Here is an 18,088-nt window from a genome sequence, read left to right on the forward strand (position 1 = left end):
GTGAGACTGCGGTGCGCAGCAGGGCGGTTATAGGCTTCCCGCGGGCGGGGCGAAAGGCCGGCGCGGCAACGCTGCCATGCGCGCTCAGGACGCGCCAGCCGCCCGGCGCGCGCCGCCGGTCAGGTCCGCCACCCGGATCTCCCGCTCGGCTGGAAGGAAGCGCCGGTCGCGGTCGGCATCCAGCTCGAGTTCTGCGGCCGTCCGCAGCATCGTCTCGCGCAGCCGGCAGTGCATCTGCCAGCCCGTCGTCGGGTCGGGCGCCGCCGCATAGAAGCCGACCAGCATGCCGGTCGCGTCGTGGCCGATCACCAAGACCTGGGCGCTCTTCTTGTCGAGGATGTCGTCGCTCTCCTCGACGAAGGCGTCGAAGCGCTCGCGAAGCGCGTCGACATCGGCGGTGTGGTTGAGCCTTAGCTCGACGAGCTTGGTGATGGCGGGATCGCGCTTGGTCCAGTTTTCGAAGGGCTCCGACACGAACCGGGTTACCGGAACGACGAGCCGCCGGTTGTCCCAGGTCTTGAGCTGGACGTAGGTGAAGTTGATCTTCTCGACGTGCGACCACTGGCCGTCGAACAGCACCGAGTCGCCGATCGCCGCCGCCTTGGACAGGGCGATCTGCAGGCTCGCCATGATGTTGCTCAGCGCCGAGCGTCCTGCGAACGCGAGGACCAGCGTGAGCAGTCCGGCCGAGCCGACGAGGGCGATGCCGGTCGCCGCCAGGAAGTTGATCCGCGTCAGCACGATGCCGACGAAGACCAGGAGGGCGATGACGAGGGCGACCCGCCGGAATGCCGAGATGTTGGTCTGGAACGCCCTCGCATCGGCGTTCTCCGGCTTCTCCAGCTCGGCGACGTCGTTGCCAAGCGTGCGGTCGATGATCAGGTCGATGATCCTGACGAAAACGATCAGGCCGCCCCCGAACAGCAGCACCAGCAGCGTTGGCGTGACGAAGGTGTCGATCGCCACCGAGAAGACGAACAGGGTCTTCGTCGCCCAGTAGAGGACCATGCCGGCGCCGATCAGCGCCGCCGGAAGGGCGAGCTCCGACACGACGCTGCCGGCGATGCCCCGGTCGAACCGCCGGCTCACCGCAGTGGCGATGCGGTAGACGACGACACCGGCGCCGAGCGCCAGAAGGACGATGAGCGGCAGCGCCAGCAGTTCCCATATCGGCAGGCCGAACAGCGCCGGGCGCTTCGACCAGTCCGGCAGGCCACGCTCGAAGGCGCGCGGCCCGTAGAGCGCATGGAGGGCGGCAATGTTGTCCACCGTCTGGGAGGCGAAGACCCACACCGGCTCGCCTCCCGCCGGCTTCACCCGTTCCAGCCGGATCGGAACCGGACGCCCGTCAAGTCGGATCGTCTCGAGCCGCAGCGAGCGCCGGGGCTGGCCGGCAAGCGGATCGTTCGACGAGGCGGCAGGATCGAGGCCGTCCGGACGGTCCGGCAGCTCGGCCCAGTCGATCCACACCTTCCGCTCGATGATGTCCTTCAGCTGGCGGGCCAGCTTCGGCCCGTCCTGACGCTGGCGGTCCGGCTCGAGGCGGGACAGGTTGAGGAGATGGGCGGCATTGCCGAAGTCGTCGCGGCTCGCGAAGTACTGGAAGCTCTCCACGGCGGCCTGCGGCGTCTCGCGATCGATCTCCCTAGCCGGGCCGAGCCCGGCGTTCAGCGAGTCGATGTCGAAGTAGCTCGTGCCGGACCCGCCGTCCTGCGCGGTCGCGGCACCGCAGGAAAGGATCAGCAGCGCCGCGGCTGCCAGCGCCGCCAGGGATCTTGGAACAGGCATGGGATATCGTTCGGTTGCGCGCGAAGGTCACAGGTAGAACCACCGCCCGTCCGCGTGGTTCCATCTCCGATCCCCGCCGCACCGCCGCCGACGCGAGAATGCTGCCCGCGAGTCATGCCCCGGGAAAGGGGTTGCTTTGCGATTCAACAAGGACACAATCGCCGCCGCCGGACAAATGACCGCACTTGGGCGAGCGAAAGGGAGGTCGGCATGTCGAGCCGCTATCACGAGGTCTACGAGGACTGGTCGAAGGACCCGGAGGCCTTCTGGGCGGCGGCGGCGCAGGACGTCGTCTGGACGAAGCCGTGGGACAAGGTGTTCGACGCCGACGCAGGTGTCTACGGACGCTGGTTCGTCGGGGCACAGTGCAACACCGCCTACAACTGCCTCGATCGCCATGTCTTTGCCGGCCGCGCCGGCCAGCCTGCGCTGATCTACGACAGCCCGGTAACCGACACGAAGAAGACCTACAGCTACGCGGAACTGACCGAGGAGGTCGCCACTCTCGCGGCCGTGCTGCAGCGGCACGGCGTCGCAAAGGGCGACCGGGTGATCATCTACATGGCGATGATCCCCGAGGCGGTGATGGCGATGCTCGCCTGCGCGCGGATCGGTGCCATTCATTCCGTCGTATTCGGCGGTTTTGCGGCGCGCGAACTGGCGACGCGGATCGACGATGCCAAGCCGAAGATGATCCTGTCGTGCTCGTGCGGCATAGAGCCGGGCCGTGTGGTCAGCTACAAGCCGCTGCTCGACCAGGCGATCGAGATGTCGAGCCACAAGCCGTCCGCCTGCCTGGTCTTCCAGCGACCGATGGAAACCGCGTCGCTCATCGAGGGGCGCGATTTCGACTGGGCCGAGCAGACCGCATCCGCCAGGGCCGCCGGCGAGAAGGCCGACTGCGTCTCCGTCGCCGCAACCGATCCTCTTTACGTCCTGTACACATCGGGAACGACCGGCCAGCCGAAGGGCGTCGTCCGCGACAACGGCGGCCACATGGTCGCGCTGAAATGGTCGATGAACGCCGTCTACGGGATGAAGCCGGGCGAGGTCTACTGGGCGGCCTCCGACGTCGGCTGGGTGGTCGGTCACTCGTACATCGTCTACGCGCCGCTCCTGCACGGCTGCACCACCATCCTGTTCGAGGGCAAGCCGGTCGGCACGCCGGACGCCGGCACGTTCTGGCGGGTGATTTCCGAGCACAAGGTGGCGGCGCTGTTCACGGCGCCCACAGCGTTCCGGGCGATCAAGAAGGACGATCCCGAAGGGGCCTTCATCGGCAAGTACGATCTCAAGCATTTCCGCACGCTGTTCCTGGCCGGCGAACGCGCCGACCCGGACACTGTCCAGTGGGCCGAACGGATGCTCGGCGTGCCGGTGCTCGATCACTGGTGGCAGACCGAGACGGGCTGGGCGATCGCTGCCAATCCGGTGGGGCTGGGCACGATGCCGGTCAGGTACGGGTCGCCGACGGTGGCGATGCCGGGCTACGACGTGCAGGTCCTCGACGAGGCGCACCGGCAGGTGGACGCCGGCAAGATGGGATCGATCTGCGTGAAGCTGCCGCTGCCGCCCGGATGCCTGCCGACCCTGTGGGGCAACGACCAGCGCTTCGTCGACAGCTATCTGACCGAATTCCCGGGCTACTACGCCACGGCGGACGCCGGCTACAAGGACGCCGACGGCTATCTCTACATCATGGCCCGCACCGACGACATCATCAACGTCGCCGGCCACCGGCTGTCGACCGGCGGCATGGAGGAGGTGCTGGCGAGCCATCCCGACGTCGCCGAATGCGCCGTGATCGGCATCGCCGACCCGATGAAGGGCCAGATCCCGGCCGGCTTCATCGTGCTGAAGTCCGGCGTCAACCGGCCGGTTGCCGACATCGAGAGGGAAGTGGTCCAGCTGGTGCGCGAGCGGATCGGCCCGGTTGCCGCCCTGAAGCTGGTTGTTACGGTCGGCCGCCTGCCGAAGACGCGATCCGGCAAGATCCTGCGCCGCACGATGCGCTCGATCGCCGATGGCGAGGACTACAGGGCGCCGGCGACGATCGACGATCCGGCAATCCTCGACGAGATCGCCGCCGCACTGAAGGATCACGGTGTGGCGAAGGGGAACTGAGCGGGTACACTGTTTGCTGGCGAATCGGTGACCGGCTGCCGCGCGGACTGAGCCGGCCCGAGATCCCGCATCGAGCCCGCCGCGTTCGAATCACGATCGCGAAATTCCCACCGCTTACGCGCGAATAACCAAAAAAGGGCAATATCGTGCGACTGTGCACCTTCCTGTCGGCAGCCGTTCTTGCGGCATTTTCCTCCTGGTCAACTCCATCCCACGCGAAAGATCCGAAGAACCTGGTGTTCATCATCGTCGATGACATGAACAACTGGCCGACTCCGTATTCAGGCCACCCGGATGCCTACACGCCATCGATGGAAGAGATCGCCGAAGCGGGGTTTCGTTTGAATGGAATCTCACCCTCGCCGGCATGCTCTTCTGCGAGAACCGCCATATTCTCCGGGATCTCGCCCTCCACCTCGGGCGTCTACGGAAATCACCAGAGCATTTTCGACCTCGCCAAGAAGCGCAGTTTCCGGACCCTGCCGGGATTACTTCGCGCGAGGGGGATGTATGTCGGCGGAGCCGGGAAGATATTTCACCACTCCGTTCCGAACAGAAAACTCGACCTGCACGATTGGGACGAATATTGGCTGCCGAAGGACTGGAAGGCCAAGAGATTCGATCAGGGCTACCGCCGATCCGAATATGCCAGGCAACAGAGCGGTGCGGAAACCCAGCAGGATTGGGGCGTGGGCGAGTATGCGGATCTACACGATAACGAAGTGACCGATTGGGCGGTCGCCAGACTTGCCGCGTACAGGAAGGCCGGCAGGCGCTTTGCGCTGTTCGTCGGGCTGACCGGGCCGCATCTGCCGATCGTCGCAGGGCAAAGGTATCACGACATGGTGCCGGACCATCCGTCCCTGCCGCCGCAGATACCTGCGAACCTGCCGTACGAAGATGCCATCCAGCGCGATCTGGCAGATGTTCCAGATGCGGCGTTCCCTCGGAGGCAGTGGTTTGAATCGGAAATCTACCAGGGCCTCGTCGAATACGATGAATACGAGGACTTCCTGCGGGCCTACCTCGCCGTCCTGGCAAGGACGGACGAGAACATAGGACGCCTGTTCGATGCGTATAACGACCTAGGGTTCGACGAGGACACCTTGTTTGTCGTGACGAGCGACCACGGGTTCCATCTGGGCTCGAAGGGGAAATTCTCCAAGTTCACCTTGTGGCAGGAAAGCCTGCAGGTTCCCCTTCTGCTGGTCTCTCCGAACCTGGACTCCGGCATAGCAACCAGCCGGCCGGTCAGCCTGCTGGATCTTTATCCGACAGTCTTGCGGATGCTGAAGATGAGGATCCCCGATTGGGTTGAGGGCGCAAATCACAGGAAAAAGCTGATCAACGCCCGTAATGTAAAGAAAATGCCGGTTTGGGCCTATTTCGACGACAACGGCCAGTCGCAGCTCAGGTCTGCTGTAATCGACGGAAGAAGGAAGGTCATATACAATCGACCTGGGCGGGAAGTCTACAAATTGTCGAATGATCCCTATGAACTCACCAATATTGCGAGTTCGGTGCAGGGCTATTAGGTAATTTCTCCAGCAGGAGAAACATTTCCCCGTCCCGACCGGCAGGCCGGGCAGCTTCGAGGCCAGCCTCCCGCGGCGGCCCGAGAATGCCGCGAGCGCCCTTTGGCAGGGCGGTCGCTGCGGGATGCGTCGGACGCAGACCCGCCCGGAGCAGCGGAGGACTTTCCGAACACAGGTCCGCGCGGACGATCGCCCGGCGCTGCCGCCGGGCGGAGTGCGACAGCCGCCTCGCCGCCGCGCGGCAGGATCTCAGTCGGTCGTCGACTCGTCTCCGCCCTTCATCGACTTCAACTTGGCGAACACCGCGTCGGCGTCGAGCTCGTCGGAGTCGGCTTCGGCCGCGGCCTGCTGCTCGAGTTCCCGCGCGTAGCTCAGGCTCTCCTCGGGCGTCAGCAGGCGCGGGCCCTCGGCGGCCTCCGCCGGACGGTCCTTGGCGGCCGCCTGAACCTCCATGTCGAGGTCGATCTGCGAGCACAGGCCGAGCGTCACCGGATCCATCGGCTGAAGGTTGGCGGCGTTCCAGTGGGTGCGCTCGCGGATCGACTCGATCGTCGTCTTGGTGGTTCCCACCAGGCGCATGATCGCCGCATCCTTCAGTTCGGGATGATTGCGCACCAGCCAGAGGATGGCGTTGGGGCGGTCCTGGCGGCGCGACACCGGCGTGTAGCGCGGGCCCTTGCGCTTCTTGGTAGCGGGAATCTTCACCTTCGGCTCGGCGAGCTTGAGCTTGTGGGTGGGATCCTTCTGCGCCCGGTCGATCTCCTCGCGGGTCAGCTGGCCGGTCAGCACCGGATCGACGCCCTTGATTCCCTGGGCAGCCTCGCCGTCGGCGATCGCATGCACCTCAAGCTCGTGCAGGGCGCAGAATTCGGCGATCTGCCTGAAGGAGAGCGAGGTGTTGTCGACCAGCCAGATGGCGGTGGCCTTGGGCATCAGCAATGTATTCGACATGAGTTTCTCCCTTGCGCGCCGCCGCCTCCGGCGGGGCGCCCCGGTCGATTTCAAGGTGTCACGGGGATGGCCCCTATATAGGGGCGTTCGCGCGGCGACGCAAACGGATTGGCCCGCATCCGGAGATTGATTTTCGGTCCGCTCGGCCGCCGCGGCCGGGCTGCTACAGCCCTGTCTCCAGGATCACCTTGCCGATGTGATCGGCGTCGAGCCTGGCATGCGCGGCGGCGGCCTCGGCCAGCGGAAAGGTCGAATCCATCACGACCTTCACGTCGCCGGCGGCGATCAGCGGCCACACCTTGGCCTCCAGCGAAGCGGCGAGGTCGGCCTTGAACTCGACCGGCCTCGGACGGAGCGTCGATCCGGTATGGGTCAGTCGCTTGCGCATCAGCGGGTTGAGGTCGATGGTGGGCTTGTTGCCGCGCAGGAAAGCGATCTGGACGATGCGACCGTCCTCGGCGGCGGCGTGATAGTTGCGCGGCACGTAGTCGCCGCCCACCATGTCGAGGATGACGTCGACGCCGCGGCCGCCGGTCGCCTGCTTCACCGCCTCGACGAAATCCGCCGTCTTGTAGTCGATCGCCAGATCGGCGCCGAGATCCTCGCAGGCCTTGCATTTCTCGGCATTGCCGGCGGTGACGAACACGGTCGCACCGTAGGCCTTGGCAAGCTGGATCGCCGTGGTGCCGATGCCGCTGGAGCCGCCGTGTACCAGCAGCGTCTCGCCTGGCTTGAGGCCGCCTCGATCGAACACGTTCGTCCATACGGTGAAGAAGGTTTCGGGGATTCCGGCCGCCTCGGTGAACGACAGCCCGGCGGGCAGGGGCAGGGCGTTGGTGGCGTCGACCGTGCAGTACTCGGCGTAGCCGCCGCCGGGCAGCAGCGCACAGACCTTGTCGCCGACCTTGAAGCGCGCGGCGCCGTCGCCGACGGCGACCACCGTTCCGGCGACCTCGAGGCCGGGAATGTCGGAGGCGCCCGGCGGCGGCGCGTAGACCCCGATGCGCTGCAGCACGTCGGGCCGATTGACCCCCGCCGCCGACACCCGCACCAGGATCTCGCAGCCGCCCGGCTTGGGCACCGGCCGCTCGGCCGGCACCAGAACGTCGGGGCCGCCGGGCTCGCGTATCTCGATCGCGGTCATCGTGCGGGGCAGTATGGTCATCGCCTGCGGTCTCCTCGGTTCGGTCGGGTCCGGCAAGCCGGCTCGCACGGAATAGCCGCCGTCCCCTTCCGTGACAATGGCGCCGGGCCTAAACTGCCGGTCGCGGTCACGGCCACGACCGGAAAGCAGGGGAGCGGACGCCATGTTCCTTGACGACGACAAGCCGAAAAGAACGCCGGAACACGAAATCGGAATGGACCTTTCGGTGCTGTCCGTGAACGAGCTGAAGGCGCGTATCGTGCTTCTGAAGGCGGAGATCGAGCGGCTCGAGGCCGATATCCGGTCGAAGGCCTCGACCCGCGACGCCGCCGAAGGGCTCTTCTCCAAGTCGTGACGGACTGTACACCGGTTAATCGTTTATTAGGCTTTTCAGGGTAAACAGGCGGTTATCCAGTCTTCTGGATTTCGAGTGGCTCCTGTCCACTCTGTTTGACGCCTCCCTGTTAACCAACTGAGCCGCTTCAAGGCGGCTCTTTTCTTTTCGCCATTGCATTGCAATATGGCTGTCACGATGATCCGGCTCCGGCGAGCGCCTCTCCGTCGGAGATGAGGAGCCACGCGCGGTTGCGATTGGCCGGCCGGTGCCGAATCGGGCATTGAGCCGAGCGGCGCTGGCGCGAACCGGCCCGGACCACACGAGACGACAGGGTTTGCATGGAGAACGACAGGCCAGACACGCGCGCGGCGACCGCCTCCGTTCTCGATGCGGTTTCCTTCGCCGAGAAGATGGCCGGCTCGGGGACCTTCGACGGCCTGTTTCGCGACGGCATGGCCCTGCTCGAGGAAACGGCCGACTACCTGGACGGCCCCGGCCGTATCGAGTCGCGCAATCTCAGCCGCCTTGCCGGGCTCGCCTATGCCACCGAAAGCATGAAGCTGACCACGCGCCTGATGCAGATCGCGTCGTGGCTGCTGCTGCAGCGCGCCGCCAACGAGGGCGAGATGTCGACCGATCAGGCCAGCGAGGAAAAGCGCAAGGTCCGGCTCGAGCATCCGGAGGACCGGCAGCAGGCTGAAGCCTTCGACGACCTCCCGGCCGGGTTGCGGGAGCTGATCGGGCGCAGCCTGCGCCTGCAGGACCGGGTCCGCCATCTGGACATGCAGTTGCGCGGGGAGTCCGAATCCGTCGCGGCAGACGATCACCCGGTCATGACTCAATTCGCCCGGCTGCGCACGGCCTTCGGCGGAAGCTAGATTTGGATCATCGGCGGCCCTGGCGGGGCCTCCGGTCCGGACTGCAGACAAGAAAAAGCCCCGAGGCCGGGGCTTTTCGTCGTCTGTACCTTCCGGGCCTGCTCAGATGAAGCCTTCGTACTTCTTCTTGAAGCGGCTGAGGCGACCACCCCGGTCGATCAGGTGCTGTGAACCGCCGGTCCAGGCAGGGTGGGTCTTGGAATCGATGTCGAGATTGAGGGTCGCGCCCTCCTCGCCGTAGGTCGACCGCGTCTGGTACTCGGTGCCGTCCGTCATGACCACCTTGATGAGGTGGTAGTCCGGGTGGATGTCCTTCTTCATCGCTCAAACCTTCTTCCCGGCGCCCATGACGCCGCTTCGCGTATCGCGGATGTTACGGAATTCGACGCTGCCTATATCGCGGAACGGCATCCGGGGCAAGCGGGGGAGATACGGGCAATCGGAACAGTCTTCGGGCGATGGGTGCCGGGGATTGCACTTGTCTGAAAAAATAATTCGGCTAGTGTTTGAATTTCCTGCGGAAACCAAAGGATTTCGCGATGGTTAAGGCGTCAGCCGCCGGCCCGCCGATCTTCCATTTCGTAATGATCAAGCCGACCCATTACGACGATGACGGCTATCCCATTCAGTGGCTACGCTCGGCCATTCCCTCCAATACCCTTGCCTGCCTCAACGCGCTCGCGGAAGATGCCCGCAAGCGCGAGGTGCTCGGCAGCGGTGTCGACATCCGGCTGCACACCTACGACGAAACCAATCGTCGGGTACGCCCTGACAAGATCATCCGCATGATCGAGGAGGCCGGCGGCAGGGCGCTGATCGGCCTCGTCGGCGTGCAGTCGAACCAGTTTCCGCGCGCCGTCGACCTGGCGCGGCCGTTCCTCGAGGCCGGCCTCCCGGTCTGCGTCGGCGGCTTCCATGTCTCCGGTTGCCTGGCGATGCTGCCGGAACTCCCCGAAGACATCCGGGCTGCCCAGGAGCTCGGCATTTCGCTGTTTGCCGGCGAGGCCGAGGAAGGCCGGCTCGACGTCGTGCTGCGCGACGCCTTCGAAGGACAACTGGCGCCGCTCTACAATCACATGAACGATCTGCCGTCGCTCATCGGCGAGCCGCCGCCGATTCTGCCGCGCAAGCATGTGGCGCGGACCTCGGGATCGCTATCGAGCATCGATCTCGGCCGCGGCTGCCCCTATCAATGCTCGTTCTGCACGATCATAAACGTGCAGGGCCGCAAGAGCCGGATCCGCTCGGTCGACGACCTCGAGCGCATCGTGCGGGAGAACTATGCGGACGGCATCAAGCGCTTCTTCATCACCGACGACAACTTCGCCCGCAACAAGGACTGGGAGCCCCTTTTCGACAAGCTGATCGAGATGCGCCAGGGCGAGGGCATGAACATCGGCTTCACGATCCAGGTCGACACGCTCTGCCACAAGATCCCGAACTTCATCGAGAAAGCCTCGCAGGCCGGTGTCCGGCGCGTGTTCATCGGACTGGAGAACATCAATCCGGACAACCTGATCGCCGCCAAGAAGCGGCAGAACAAGATCACCGACTACCGCGAAATGCTGCAGAAATGGCGCAATCACGGCGCCATCACCTACGCGGGCTACATCATCGGCTTCCCGTCCGACACCAAGGAAACGATCGCCCGCGACATCGAGATCATCAAGCGCGAACTGCCGGTCGACATCCTGGAGTTCTTCTTCCTCACTCCGCTGCCCGGCTCCGAGGACCACAAGAAATTGTGGGAGAAGGGGGTGTGGATGGATCCCGATATGAACAAGTACGATCTCAACCACCGGGTCGCGCATCATTCCGGCGGGATGTCCGATACCGAGTGGGAAGAGGCCTACAAGCTCGCCTGGAACACGTTCTACACGCCCGAGCACATCGAGACGATCATCAAGCGGGTCTGCGCCAACAAGCTCGGCCGGCCGGGGACGACGCTGACGACGATCCTGTGGTTCTACCTGATGATCCTGTACGAGGGCGTGCATCCGCTGGAAGGCGGGGCGCTGCGCCGCAAATTCCGGCGCGACCGCCGTTCCAGCATGCGGCGCGAGAACCCGCTGGTCTTCTACCCCCGCTATTTCGGAGAAACCGTGTCCAAGGCGGTCGGCTATTTCAGGGTCTATCGCCGGACCAAGAAGATGCTCGATGCTGCGCTCAAGGCGCCCGACCGCTGGACCTACACGGATCTTGCCATCGCGCCGCCCGAGGCCGACGAGTTCGAGGCGCTCGACCTCTATCACGCGACAACAGGTGGCGAGGAAGCGCTGGCGCGCAAGCGCAGCGGCGACGAGATCCGGGCCCGCGTGGCCGGCAAGGCCGGAGCGGTTGAAAGGGTTGCCGCCGCCGAGTGAGCGAGACGGCTGCCGGGGACACGACGGCTCCGAGAAAGAAGAACGGCGCGGTCTCTCGACCGCGCCGTTGTTTCGTGTCCGGGTCTGGAGCCGGGCCTAGCAGCCGATCGAGACCGATGCGCTGTACTGGCCGCCGTTCTGGTTGACGTGCTTGGAAGCACCGTTCCCGTACTGCCACATCAGATGGCCGTTGTTGTTGCCGTTCTGCTGGACGGTGCCGTTGTGGTTGTTGCCGTTCTGATAGACGAAGGCGGAGTTGCCTGCGCCACCCTGGGCGACGCCCGCGGCGTTGCCGTTGCCGTTCTGATGGACGGCGGCGTTCGCGCCACCGTTCAGGATCGAATGGATCTGCAGGCCGAGCTTCATCTTCTCGACGTCGTCCGGGGTCTGCGGGACGTAGGAGTAGGACGTGCAGTTGCCGGCGACTGCGGGGGTGGTCGGGGCGGTGAGCGCGGTGGTGGCGATCGCGGCTGCGACGAGGCTGGCGGCGACGGTCTTGAGGGTCGTGCGGGTCATCTCTGTCTCCTGGATCTGGCGTTGCTGGCTGGTCTGTGTCGCCAAGCGATGAGCGCAGTTTCGCTCCGGGCGGCTGAACCGAACCGGAACCGGCCGTTCACGTGGCGTTCATCAGGAAAAATTGTCGGGGGCCAAAAACAACCCTGGTAAAACAAGGGGCTCCGGCATGCCGGAGCCCTTGATTTCGCGCATCGTGTCGTCGGCGGTTCAGGTCTTGCTGCCGATGCGCTGAGTGCAGCTGTAGGTCCTGTCGGAAATCGTGACCTTCAGTCTGGCATCGTAGACGGCGCCGGAATTGACGAGCGTGACCTGGCCGAGGGTGATGGCGCCGCCGGACTCGACCGAGAAGCCGCCGCTCTGGCTGATGTTGGAGGAGCCGCCGCCGGTGGCGACGACGGAAAGCCAGTAGAAGCCCTGCACGGCGGTGTCGGCGTGGAGGATTCCGGAAAGCGCGACCGCGCCGCCGGACCTCGTGGCGAGGATCTCGCAGCTGACCGGGACCGCTGCGCTGGCCCGAGCCGGGGCCGACGGGGTCGCGCCGATGCCGATCATGCCGAGGCCGAGGACGGCGGGCAGGATGCGGGCGGCAAAGCGCCTGTGGGTGCGAGTCATGGTGGTGTCTCCTTCTGTACCGGTGGTCGGCCGGCGGAACGGGGTCCCGCGAGCCGGGCATGTAGGCCTGGTCGAAAAGGCTGCGGCCGGGTGGGGGAGCCCCCGCCCGGCCGATCGCTGGATGGTCGACGGCGGCTGCTTACGGGCAGGCCTGGACGAAGGCTGCGACGTTGCCGCTGCCGGCCTGGGTGACGGCGCCGGTGCAGCCGTTGCCGGTCTGCACGCCGGCGGCGACGTTGCCATTGCCGTCCTGGCTGATGACGGCGTTGTGGTTGGCGCCGAACTGGCCGATGCCGGCGGCGTTGTTCTTGCCCTTCTGCCAGGTGCCGGCGGAATTGTTGAAGCCGTTCTGGCCGATCGCCGACAGGTTGTTCTTGCCCTGCTGCTGGCTGACGGCGCCGTTGAAGATGCCGTTCTGGTGGATGCCGATGGTGTTGTTGTGGCCGGCCTGTGCGCCGCCGGCGGCGTTGCCCCAGCCGTACTGGTTGAGGTAGACGCTGTTGGCCATGGCGGGCACCGCGGACAGGCCGAGGGCGGTGGCGATGGCGGTGGCGATGAAGAACGTGCGGGTCATTGTTCCGTCTCCTGGTCGTGCGGGTCGTGCCGCGTGCTGTTGACGGTGACGGTTCTACGCGGGGTCCCTCGAACCCAGCCTGAACCGCGCGTTCATCCGCCGTTCAGGTGCGCGAAGGGCGCGGGCGGAGACAGATCAATTATTTGAGATCGAACAAGATACGAGTTTGGCGGTCGCCGGTCGCGGGATCCCGATAATGGAGCATCCGCGCGTGATAGACTGACTGCGCGGGCCAGGTCGGACCGCTTCGGTTCGAGCCGCGAAGATCTTGACGACGGCGCGGCATAGCGCCCGATTGCCCCTCGGTGGATGCATGTTGCATTTTCCGACCACGAGGAAGCAGGCAGGTACGAGATATGGCCGATCACACGGCGCCGGCTGATGCGGGTGCGTTGCACGATGGCACCGGGGCGCGAACCAGGGGCCGACAGGCGATCGCACCGTTGCGCGTGCTCCTGCCATATGTGCTGCGGTATCGCGGCCGGCTGTTCCTCGCCTTCATCGCACTGATCGCCGCCGCCGGTGCAACGCTGGCCGTTCCGCAGGCCGTGCGCCGCATGATCGATTTCGGCTTCGACGCCGACAACACCGAGCTCATCAACCAGTACTTCGCCATGCTGATCGTGGTGGTGCTGGTGCTGGCGACCGCCAGCGCGGCGCGCTACTACCTCGTCACCTGGCTCGGCGAGCGGGTGGTGGCCGACGTGCGCTCCGACGTCTTCGCCCGGGTGATATCGCTCGGCGCCGACTTCTTCGACACGGCAAAATCCGGCGAGGTGATCTCGAGGCTGACCGCCGATACCACCCAGATCAAGTCGGCCGTCGGCGCCAGCGCTTCGATCGCCTTGCGCAACATCCTGTTGGGCATCGGCGCAGTGGTCATGATGGTCGTCACCAGCCCGCGCCTGTCGGTGCTGGTGCTGGCGGTGATTCCGGTGATCGTGCTGCCGCTGGTCGGGTTCGGCCGCGCGGTCCGGCGCCGCCAGCGCCAGGCCCAGGATACCCTGGCCGATGCGACCGCCTACGCTACGGAGAACATCGGCGCGGTCCGCGTCCTGCAGTCCTTCACCAACGAGGCCCTTGCCGGCGGCCGCTTCCGGGCCGCCGCGGAGGAGGCATTCGATGCTGCGCGGCTGAGCGCCAAGGCCCGCGCGGCCCTGACCTTCGTGGCGTTGTTCCTGGTCTTTGCCAGTGTCGTCGCGGTGCTGTGGTATGGTGCTCGCGATGTCTTGGCGGGGCGAATGACGGCGGGCACGCTCGGCCAGTTCCTGCTCTACGCGGTGTTCGCCGCCGGCGCGCTCGGTGCATTGAGCGAGGTGTGGGGCGAGGTGCAGGCAGCCGCCGGTGCCGCGGAGCGCCTGGCGGATCTCCTGGGCCGCAGGTCGTCAATCCTGGCACCGGCCCGGCCCGTGCCGATGCCGGAGCCGCCGCGCGGCGAGATCGCGTTCGACCAGGTCTCCTTCGCCTATCCGACCCGGTCCGACGCGCCGGCGCTGCATGATGTCAGCTTTGCGGTGGCGCCGGGCGAGACGGTGGCGATCGTCGGTCCCTCCGGCGCCGGCAAGAGCACCATCTTCCACCTGCTGCTGCGCTTCTACGATGCCGATCGGGGCACGATCCGCATCGACGGCGTGCCGTTGCGCGATGCCGACCCGCACGCGCTGCGCCGCCGGGTCGCCGTGGTGCCGCAGGACACCGTCATCTTTGCCGGCACGGTGGCGGAGAACATCGCCTATGGCCGCCCCGATGCGACGGACGACGAGATCCGCGCCGCCGCCGTCGCCGCCCATGCGGAGGACTTCATCGCCGCGCTGCCGGAGGGCTACCGGACACTCGTCGGCGAACGCGGCGTCACGCTGTCGGGCGGCCAGCGCCAGCGCATCGCGATCGCCAGGGCGATCCTGCGCGACGCGCCGATCCTGCTGCTCGACGAGGCGACCTCGGCGCTGGATGCCGAAAGCGAGACCGCGGTGCAGCGCGCCCTCGACGGCCTGATGCAGGGCCGCACGACGCTGGTCATCGCCCATCGCCTGGCAACGGTGCTCAGCGCCGACCGGATCCTGGTCATGGACGAGGGAAGGATCGTCGAGGAGGGGACGCACAAGTCGCTGTACGCCCAGGACGGCCTCTATGCCCGCCTGGCGCGGCTGCAGTTCGAGACCGACGAGGACGCCCGGGTATCAGGACGGGCGGCGGAGTAGGGCCCGACCGAAGGTGTCGCCTCCGGCCGCCGTTCAGCGCTCGGTGAGCTTCAGTTCGATACGGCGATTGGCGGAATAGGCGTCGTCCGTATCGCCCTCGACGAGGGGATAGTTGTCGGCAAAGCCGGCAGCGACGAGGTGCTGCGGATCGACCCCCTTGTCGATCAGGTAGCGCACCACCGAGATGGCCCGCGCCGACGCGAGCTCCCAGTTGGACTGGAAGCGGGCCGAGTTGATCGGCCGGGCGTCGGTGTGCCCGTCGACCCGGAGCACCCATTCGATTTCAGGCGGAATTTCCTGCTCGAGCTCGAGAATGGCGCTGGCGAGCTTGTCGAGCTCCTGGGTGCCGGCGGCGTTGATGACGTCGGAGCCCGACGGGAACAGCACCTCGGACTGGAACACGAAGCGGTCGCCGACGACGCGGATGTCGGAGCGCTGGCTGAGGATCTCCCGCAGGCGTCCGAAGAAGTCCGAACGGTAGCGCGACAGTTCCTGCACCTTCTGGGCGAGCGCCACGTTCAGGCGTCGGCCGAGATCGGCGATCCTCGACTGGCTCTCACGGTCGCGGTCCTCGGAGGCCTCGAGCGCGTCCTCGAGGGCGGCGATCTGCCGGCGCAGCGCCGAGATCTGCTGGTTCAGCAGTTCGACCTGGGCAAGCGCCCGCTGGCTGATCCGCTTCTCCTCGTCCAGTTCGACGTTGAGTTCGGCGATCTGGCCGCCCGCGGCCTCGGCGTCGCCGGTCTGCGCCGACAGCAGGCCCTGCAGGCGCTCCCGGTCTGCTTCGGTGCTTTGCAGGTTCGACTGCAGGATCGCCAGCTGGTCCTCGATAGAGCGCCTGCCGGCCCGCTCCATGGCGAGCAGTTCGGTCAGCTCGGCGATCTGCAGGTTGAGCCGGTTCAGCACGGTGTCGCGGCCGGAGATCTCCTGGCTCAGGAAGAACTGCGCCAGCACGAACACCGAGAGCAGGAAGATGAAGACCAGCAGCACGTTCGTGAGAACGTCGACGAAGCTCGGCCAGTAGTCGATCTGGCGACTGCGACGCCGACCAGGGGACATGGACATGGGCCCGGCCTACACCTTCTCGCGGTCGGCGAGGCGGGCAAGCAGATCGCGGATCTCGTTCTGGCGGTCGGCCTGGGCCTCGACCCATTCGCGGATCATCTTCTGTTCCGAGCGCATGTGCTGGACGAGGCCCTGGATGCCTTCGGCGAGATCGGCCATGGCCGCAGTGGCGGCGCGGTTCGAACCGCCTTCGCTCATCAGCTCGGCAAGCCGGTCGAGCGACTTCTGCATGCCGCTCGTGTCGATCGGCGGCGCCTGCACCGGCGCCGGCGCGGCGACAGCGACCGTGCGCGGCTCCTCCGCGGCCCGTTCCTCGCCGCCGGTGATCTCGGTGACCGACGACAGCCAGTCTTCCAGGTCGTTGTAGAACCGGTTCTGGGCCTGCCCGGCCTGCAGATCGAGGAAGCCGAGGATCAGCGAGCCGGCAAGGCCGAACAGCGACGAGGAGAAGGCCGTTCCCATGCCGGCGAGGGGCGCCTGCAGGCCTGCCTTGAGGTCCTCGAAGATCACGCCGGTGTCGCCCGAGCCGATGTCGAGCGACTGGATGGTGCCGGCGACCGAGCCGACCGTCAGCAGCAGGCCCCAGAAGGTGCCGAGAAGTCCGAGGAAGACCAGCAGACCGGTCATGTAGCGGGCAAGGTCGCGGGACTCGTCGAGACGCATCGCGATCGAATCGAGGATCGAGCGCATGGTCGGGGCCGAAATCGCCATCCGGCCGACCCGGTCGCGCAGCAGCGCGGCCATCGGCGCCAGCAGTACCGGCGGGCGGGCGACCTCGAGGCCCGGGTCGGCGAGGCGGAAGTCGTTGACCCAGGCCACCTCGCGGAACAGCCGGAACACCTGGCGGATCGCCAGGGCGATGCCGATGAACAGCACGCCGATGATCAGGCCGTTGAGGCCGGGGTTCGACATGAAGGCAGAGTAGACCTGCGGGAACAGGATCGCCCCGATGAACCCGGCAATCACCAGGAAAACGACCATACGCACCAGATAGATGCGCGGGGTTGCGAGTTTCTGGGGGTCTTGAAGTCGGGCCATGTGTTCCCGGAGTTGCTCCCGGCGACGGGTGGATAACGGTCTAACCGCTAGTATCGGGCACTTTCACGCAACGCAAGTTACCGCCGACGGACCCGCATGTCCAAGCAGTAAGCGCGCCCGGCCTTCAGGCGCCGGCGATTTTGTCGACCAACTGGCGGTGAATCTCCGGATTCGCGGCGATGATCGAGTCCGCGTAGAGCGCCGAGCCGCGCCCCGAATAATCGGTCGCGAAGCCGCCGGCTTCGCTGACGATCACGAGGCCGGCCGCGACGTCCCAGGGGTTCAGCCCACGTTCGAAGAAACCGTCGAAGCGTCCGGCCGCGACCCATGCGAGGTCCAGCGACGCCGATCCCGTGCGCCGGATCCCGGCGCTGGCGGCCATCACCGGCGCGAGGTCCTTCAGGAAGGTGCGATGGTTGCCGCGACCCTGGTGCGGCACGCCGCAGCAGATGACCGCCTGGGACAGCTCCCGGCGCTGGGCTATCCGCATCCGCCGGTCGTTGAGGAAGGCGCCGATGCCCTTCTCGGCCACGAACAGCTCGTTCATGATCGGATTGAAGATCACCCCGGCGACGATTTCGCCGTCGCGCTCGAGCCCGATCGATACAGCGAACATGGGAATGGCGTGCAGGAAGTTCGTCGTGCCGTCAAGCGGGTCGACGATCCAGCGGTGCTGCGGGTCGCTGCCCTTTATCTCGCCGGATTCCTCCAGCAGCAGCCCGTAGGTCGGCCGCACCCGCTGCAGTTCCTCGCGGACGATCTTCTCGGCCTTGTGGTCGGCGGCGGAGACGAAGTCGCCGGGCCCCTTCATCGAGACCTGCAATTGCTCCACCTCGCCGAAATCGCGCACGAGCGCGCGGCCGGCCTTGGTGGCCGCCGTGACCATCACGTTGAGAAGGGCGGAGCGTGCCATAGGATCAGATTCGAAGCTGCTGCCTGGTTTGTCCGGAAGCGCGGGGACGTGT

The 18,088-nt window shown here is 66.2% G+C and carries 16 protein-coding genes; 6 read left to right on the forward strand and 10 right to left on the reverse strand.

What is annotated here, in order from left to right; translation table 11 throughout:
* Positions 1-84 precede the first annotated feature (84 nt).
* Positions 85-1,788 carry a mechanosensitive ion channel family protein gene (locus V3328_RS21330; RefSeq protein ID WP_340331747.1) on the reverse strand — a complete coding sequence of 568 codons (1,704 nt, stop codon included), beginning with the start codon at positions 1,786-1,788 and terminating at the stop codon, positions 85-87.
* 210 nt (positions 1,789-1,998) lie between these two features.
* Here V3328_RS21330 and V3328_RS21335 point away from each other — a divergent pair, with 210 nt between their 5' ends.
* Both V3328_RS21335 and V3328_RS21340 read left to right on the forward strand, forming a co-directional pair.
* Positions 1,999-3,912: a propionyl-CoA synthetase gene (locus V3328_RS21335; protein WP_340331748.1), complete on the forward strand. Its 1,914-nt coding sequence runs from the start codon at positions 1,999-2,001 to the stop codon at positions 3,910-3,912.
* A 236-nt stretch (positions 3,913-4,148) separates the two neighbouring features.
* Positions 4,149-5,447 (forward strand): sulfatase-like hydrolase/transferase, encoded by a 1,299-nt coding sequence (locus V3328_RS21340; RefSeq protein ID WP_340331749.1) that lies wholly within the window; start codon positions 4,149-4,151, stop codon positions 5,445-5,447.
* Between the two features lie 249 nt (positions 5,448-5,696).
* Here the strand turns inward: V3328_RS21340 and V3328_RS21345 are convergent, their stop codons facing one another.
* Together V3328_RS21345 and V3328_RS21350 are read right to left on the reverse strand one after the other, a co-directional pair.
* Positions 5,697-6,398, reverse strand: coding sequence for a DUF1013 domain-containing protein (locus tag V3328_RS21345; protein ID WP_340331750.1), 702 nt, complete (start codon positions 6,396-6,398; stop codon positions 5,697-5,699).
* 163 nt (positions 6,399-6,561) lie between these two features.
* Positions 6,562-7,563: an NAD(P)H-quinone oxidoreductase gene (locus tag V3328_RS21350; protein ID WP_340331751.1), complete on the reverse strand. Its 1,002-nt coding sequence runs from the start codon at positions 7,561-7,563 to the stop codon at positions 6,562-6,564.
* Between the two features lie 142 nt (positions 7,564-7,705).
* Here V3328_RS21350 and V3328_RS21355 point away from each other — a divergent pair, with 142 nt between their 5' ends.
* Both V3328_RS21355 and rcdA read left to right on the forward strand, forming a co-directional pair.
* The gene (locus V3328_RS21355; RefSeq protein ID WP_340331752.1) at positions 7,706-7,897 is read left to right on the forward strand and encodes a DUF1192 domain-containing protein; all 192 of its coding nucleotides are present in this window, start codon (positions 7,706-7,708) and stop codon (positions 7,895-7,897) included.
* Positions 7,898-8,217: 320 nt separating this feature from the next.
* Positions 8,218-8,757 carry a protease adaptor protein RcdA gene (gene rcdA / locus V3328_RS21360; protein ID WP_340331753.1) on the forward strand — a complete coding sequence of 180 codons (540 nt, stop codon included), beginning with the start codon at positions 8,218-8,220 and terminating at the stop codon, positions 8,755-8,757.
* A gap of 102 nt (positions 8,758-8,859) precedes the next feature.
* Here the strand turns inward: rcdA and rpmE are convergent, their stop codons facing one another.
* Positions 8,860-9,078, reverse strand: a complete 219-nt coding sequence (gene rpmE, locus V3328_RS21365) for a 50S ribosomal protein L31 (RefSeq protein ID WP_340331754.1) — start codon at positions 9,076-9,078, stop codon at positions 8,860-8,862.
* A gap of 218 nt (positions 9,079-9,296) precedes the next feature.
* Between rpmE and V3328_RS21370 the strand changes: the two genes are divergently transcribed.
* Positions 9,297-11,120 (forward strand): B12-binding domain-containing radical SAM protein, encoded by a 1,824-nt coding sequence (locus V3328_RS21370; RefSeq protein ID WP_340331755.1) that lies wholly within the window; start codon positions 9,297-9,299, stop codon positions 11,118-11,120.
* Positions 11,121-11,216: 96 nt separating this feature from the next.
* Here the strand turns inward: V3328_RS21370 and V3328_RS21375 are convergent, their stop codons facing one another.
* From V3328_RS21375 to V3328_RS21385, 3 genes are all read right to left on the reverse strand, one after another.
* The gene (locus V3328_RS21375; RefSeq protein WP_340331756.1) at positions 11,217-11,636 is read right to left on the reverse strand and encodes a curlin; all 420 of its coding nucleotides are present in this window, start codon (positions 11,634-11,636) and stop codon (positions 11,217-11,219) included.
* A 207-nt stretch (positions 11,637-11,843) separates the two neighbouring features.
* A complete protein-coding gene (csgH, locus tag V3328_RS21380) occupies positions 11,844-12,248 on the reverse strand; it encodes a curli-like amyloid fiber formation chaperone CsgH (RefSeq protein WP_340331757.1) in 405 nt (134 codons plus the stop codon).
* 139 nt (positions 12,249-12,387) lie between these two features.
* Positions 12,388-12,822, reverse strand: coding sequence for a curlin (locus V3328_RS21385; protein ID WP_340331758.1), 435 nt, complete (start codon positions 12,820-12,822; stop codon positions 12,388-12,390).
* Between the two features lie 356 nt (positions 12,823-13,178).
* On the opposite strand from V3328_RS21385, the gene V3328_RS21390 reads away from it, so the two are divergent.
* Positions 13,179-15,023 (forward strand): ABC transporter transmembrane domain-containing protein, encoded by a 1,845-nt coding sequence (locus V3328_RS21390; protein ID WP_340331759.1) that lies wholly within the window; start codon positions 13,179-13,181, stop codon positions 15,021-15,023.
* 33 nt (positions 15,024-15,056) lie between these two features.
* Here V3328_RS21390 and V3328_RS21395 read toward each other — a convergent pair whose 3' ends face one another.
* From V3328_RS21395 to V3328_RS21405, 3 genes are all read right to left on the reverse strand, one after another.
* Positions 15,057-16,085, reverse strand: a complete 1,029-nt coding sequence (locus V3328_RS21395) for a peptidoglycan -binding protein (RefSeq protein ID WP_340331760.1) — start codon at positions 16,083-16,085, stop codon at positions 15,057-15,059.
* Positions 16,086-16,094: 9 nt separating this feature from the next.
* Complete coding sequence (locus V3328_RS21400) at positions 16,095-17,123, reverse strand: flagellar motor protein MotA (protein ID WP_340331761.1); 1,029 nt, start codon at positions 17,121-17,123, stop codon at positions 16,095-16,097.
* Positions 17,124-17,247: 124 nt separating this feature from the next.
* Complete coding sequence (locus V3328_RS21405; RefSeq protein ID WP_340331762.1) at positions 17,248-18,036, reverse strand: inositol monophosphatase family protein; 789 nt, start codon at positions 18,034-18,036, stop codon at positions 17,248-17,250.
* Between the last annotated feature and the right edge of the window lie 52 nt (positions 18,037-18,088).

It is taken from the genome of Microbaculum marinum (assembly GCF_037855135.1).
Classification (GTDB): domain Bacteria; phylum Pseudomonadota; class Alphaproteobacteria; order Rhizobiales; family Tepidamorphaceae; genus Microbaculum; species Microbaculum marinum.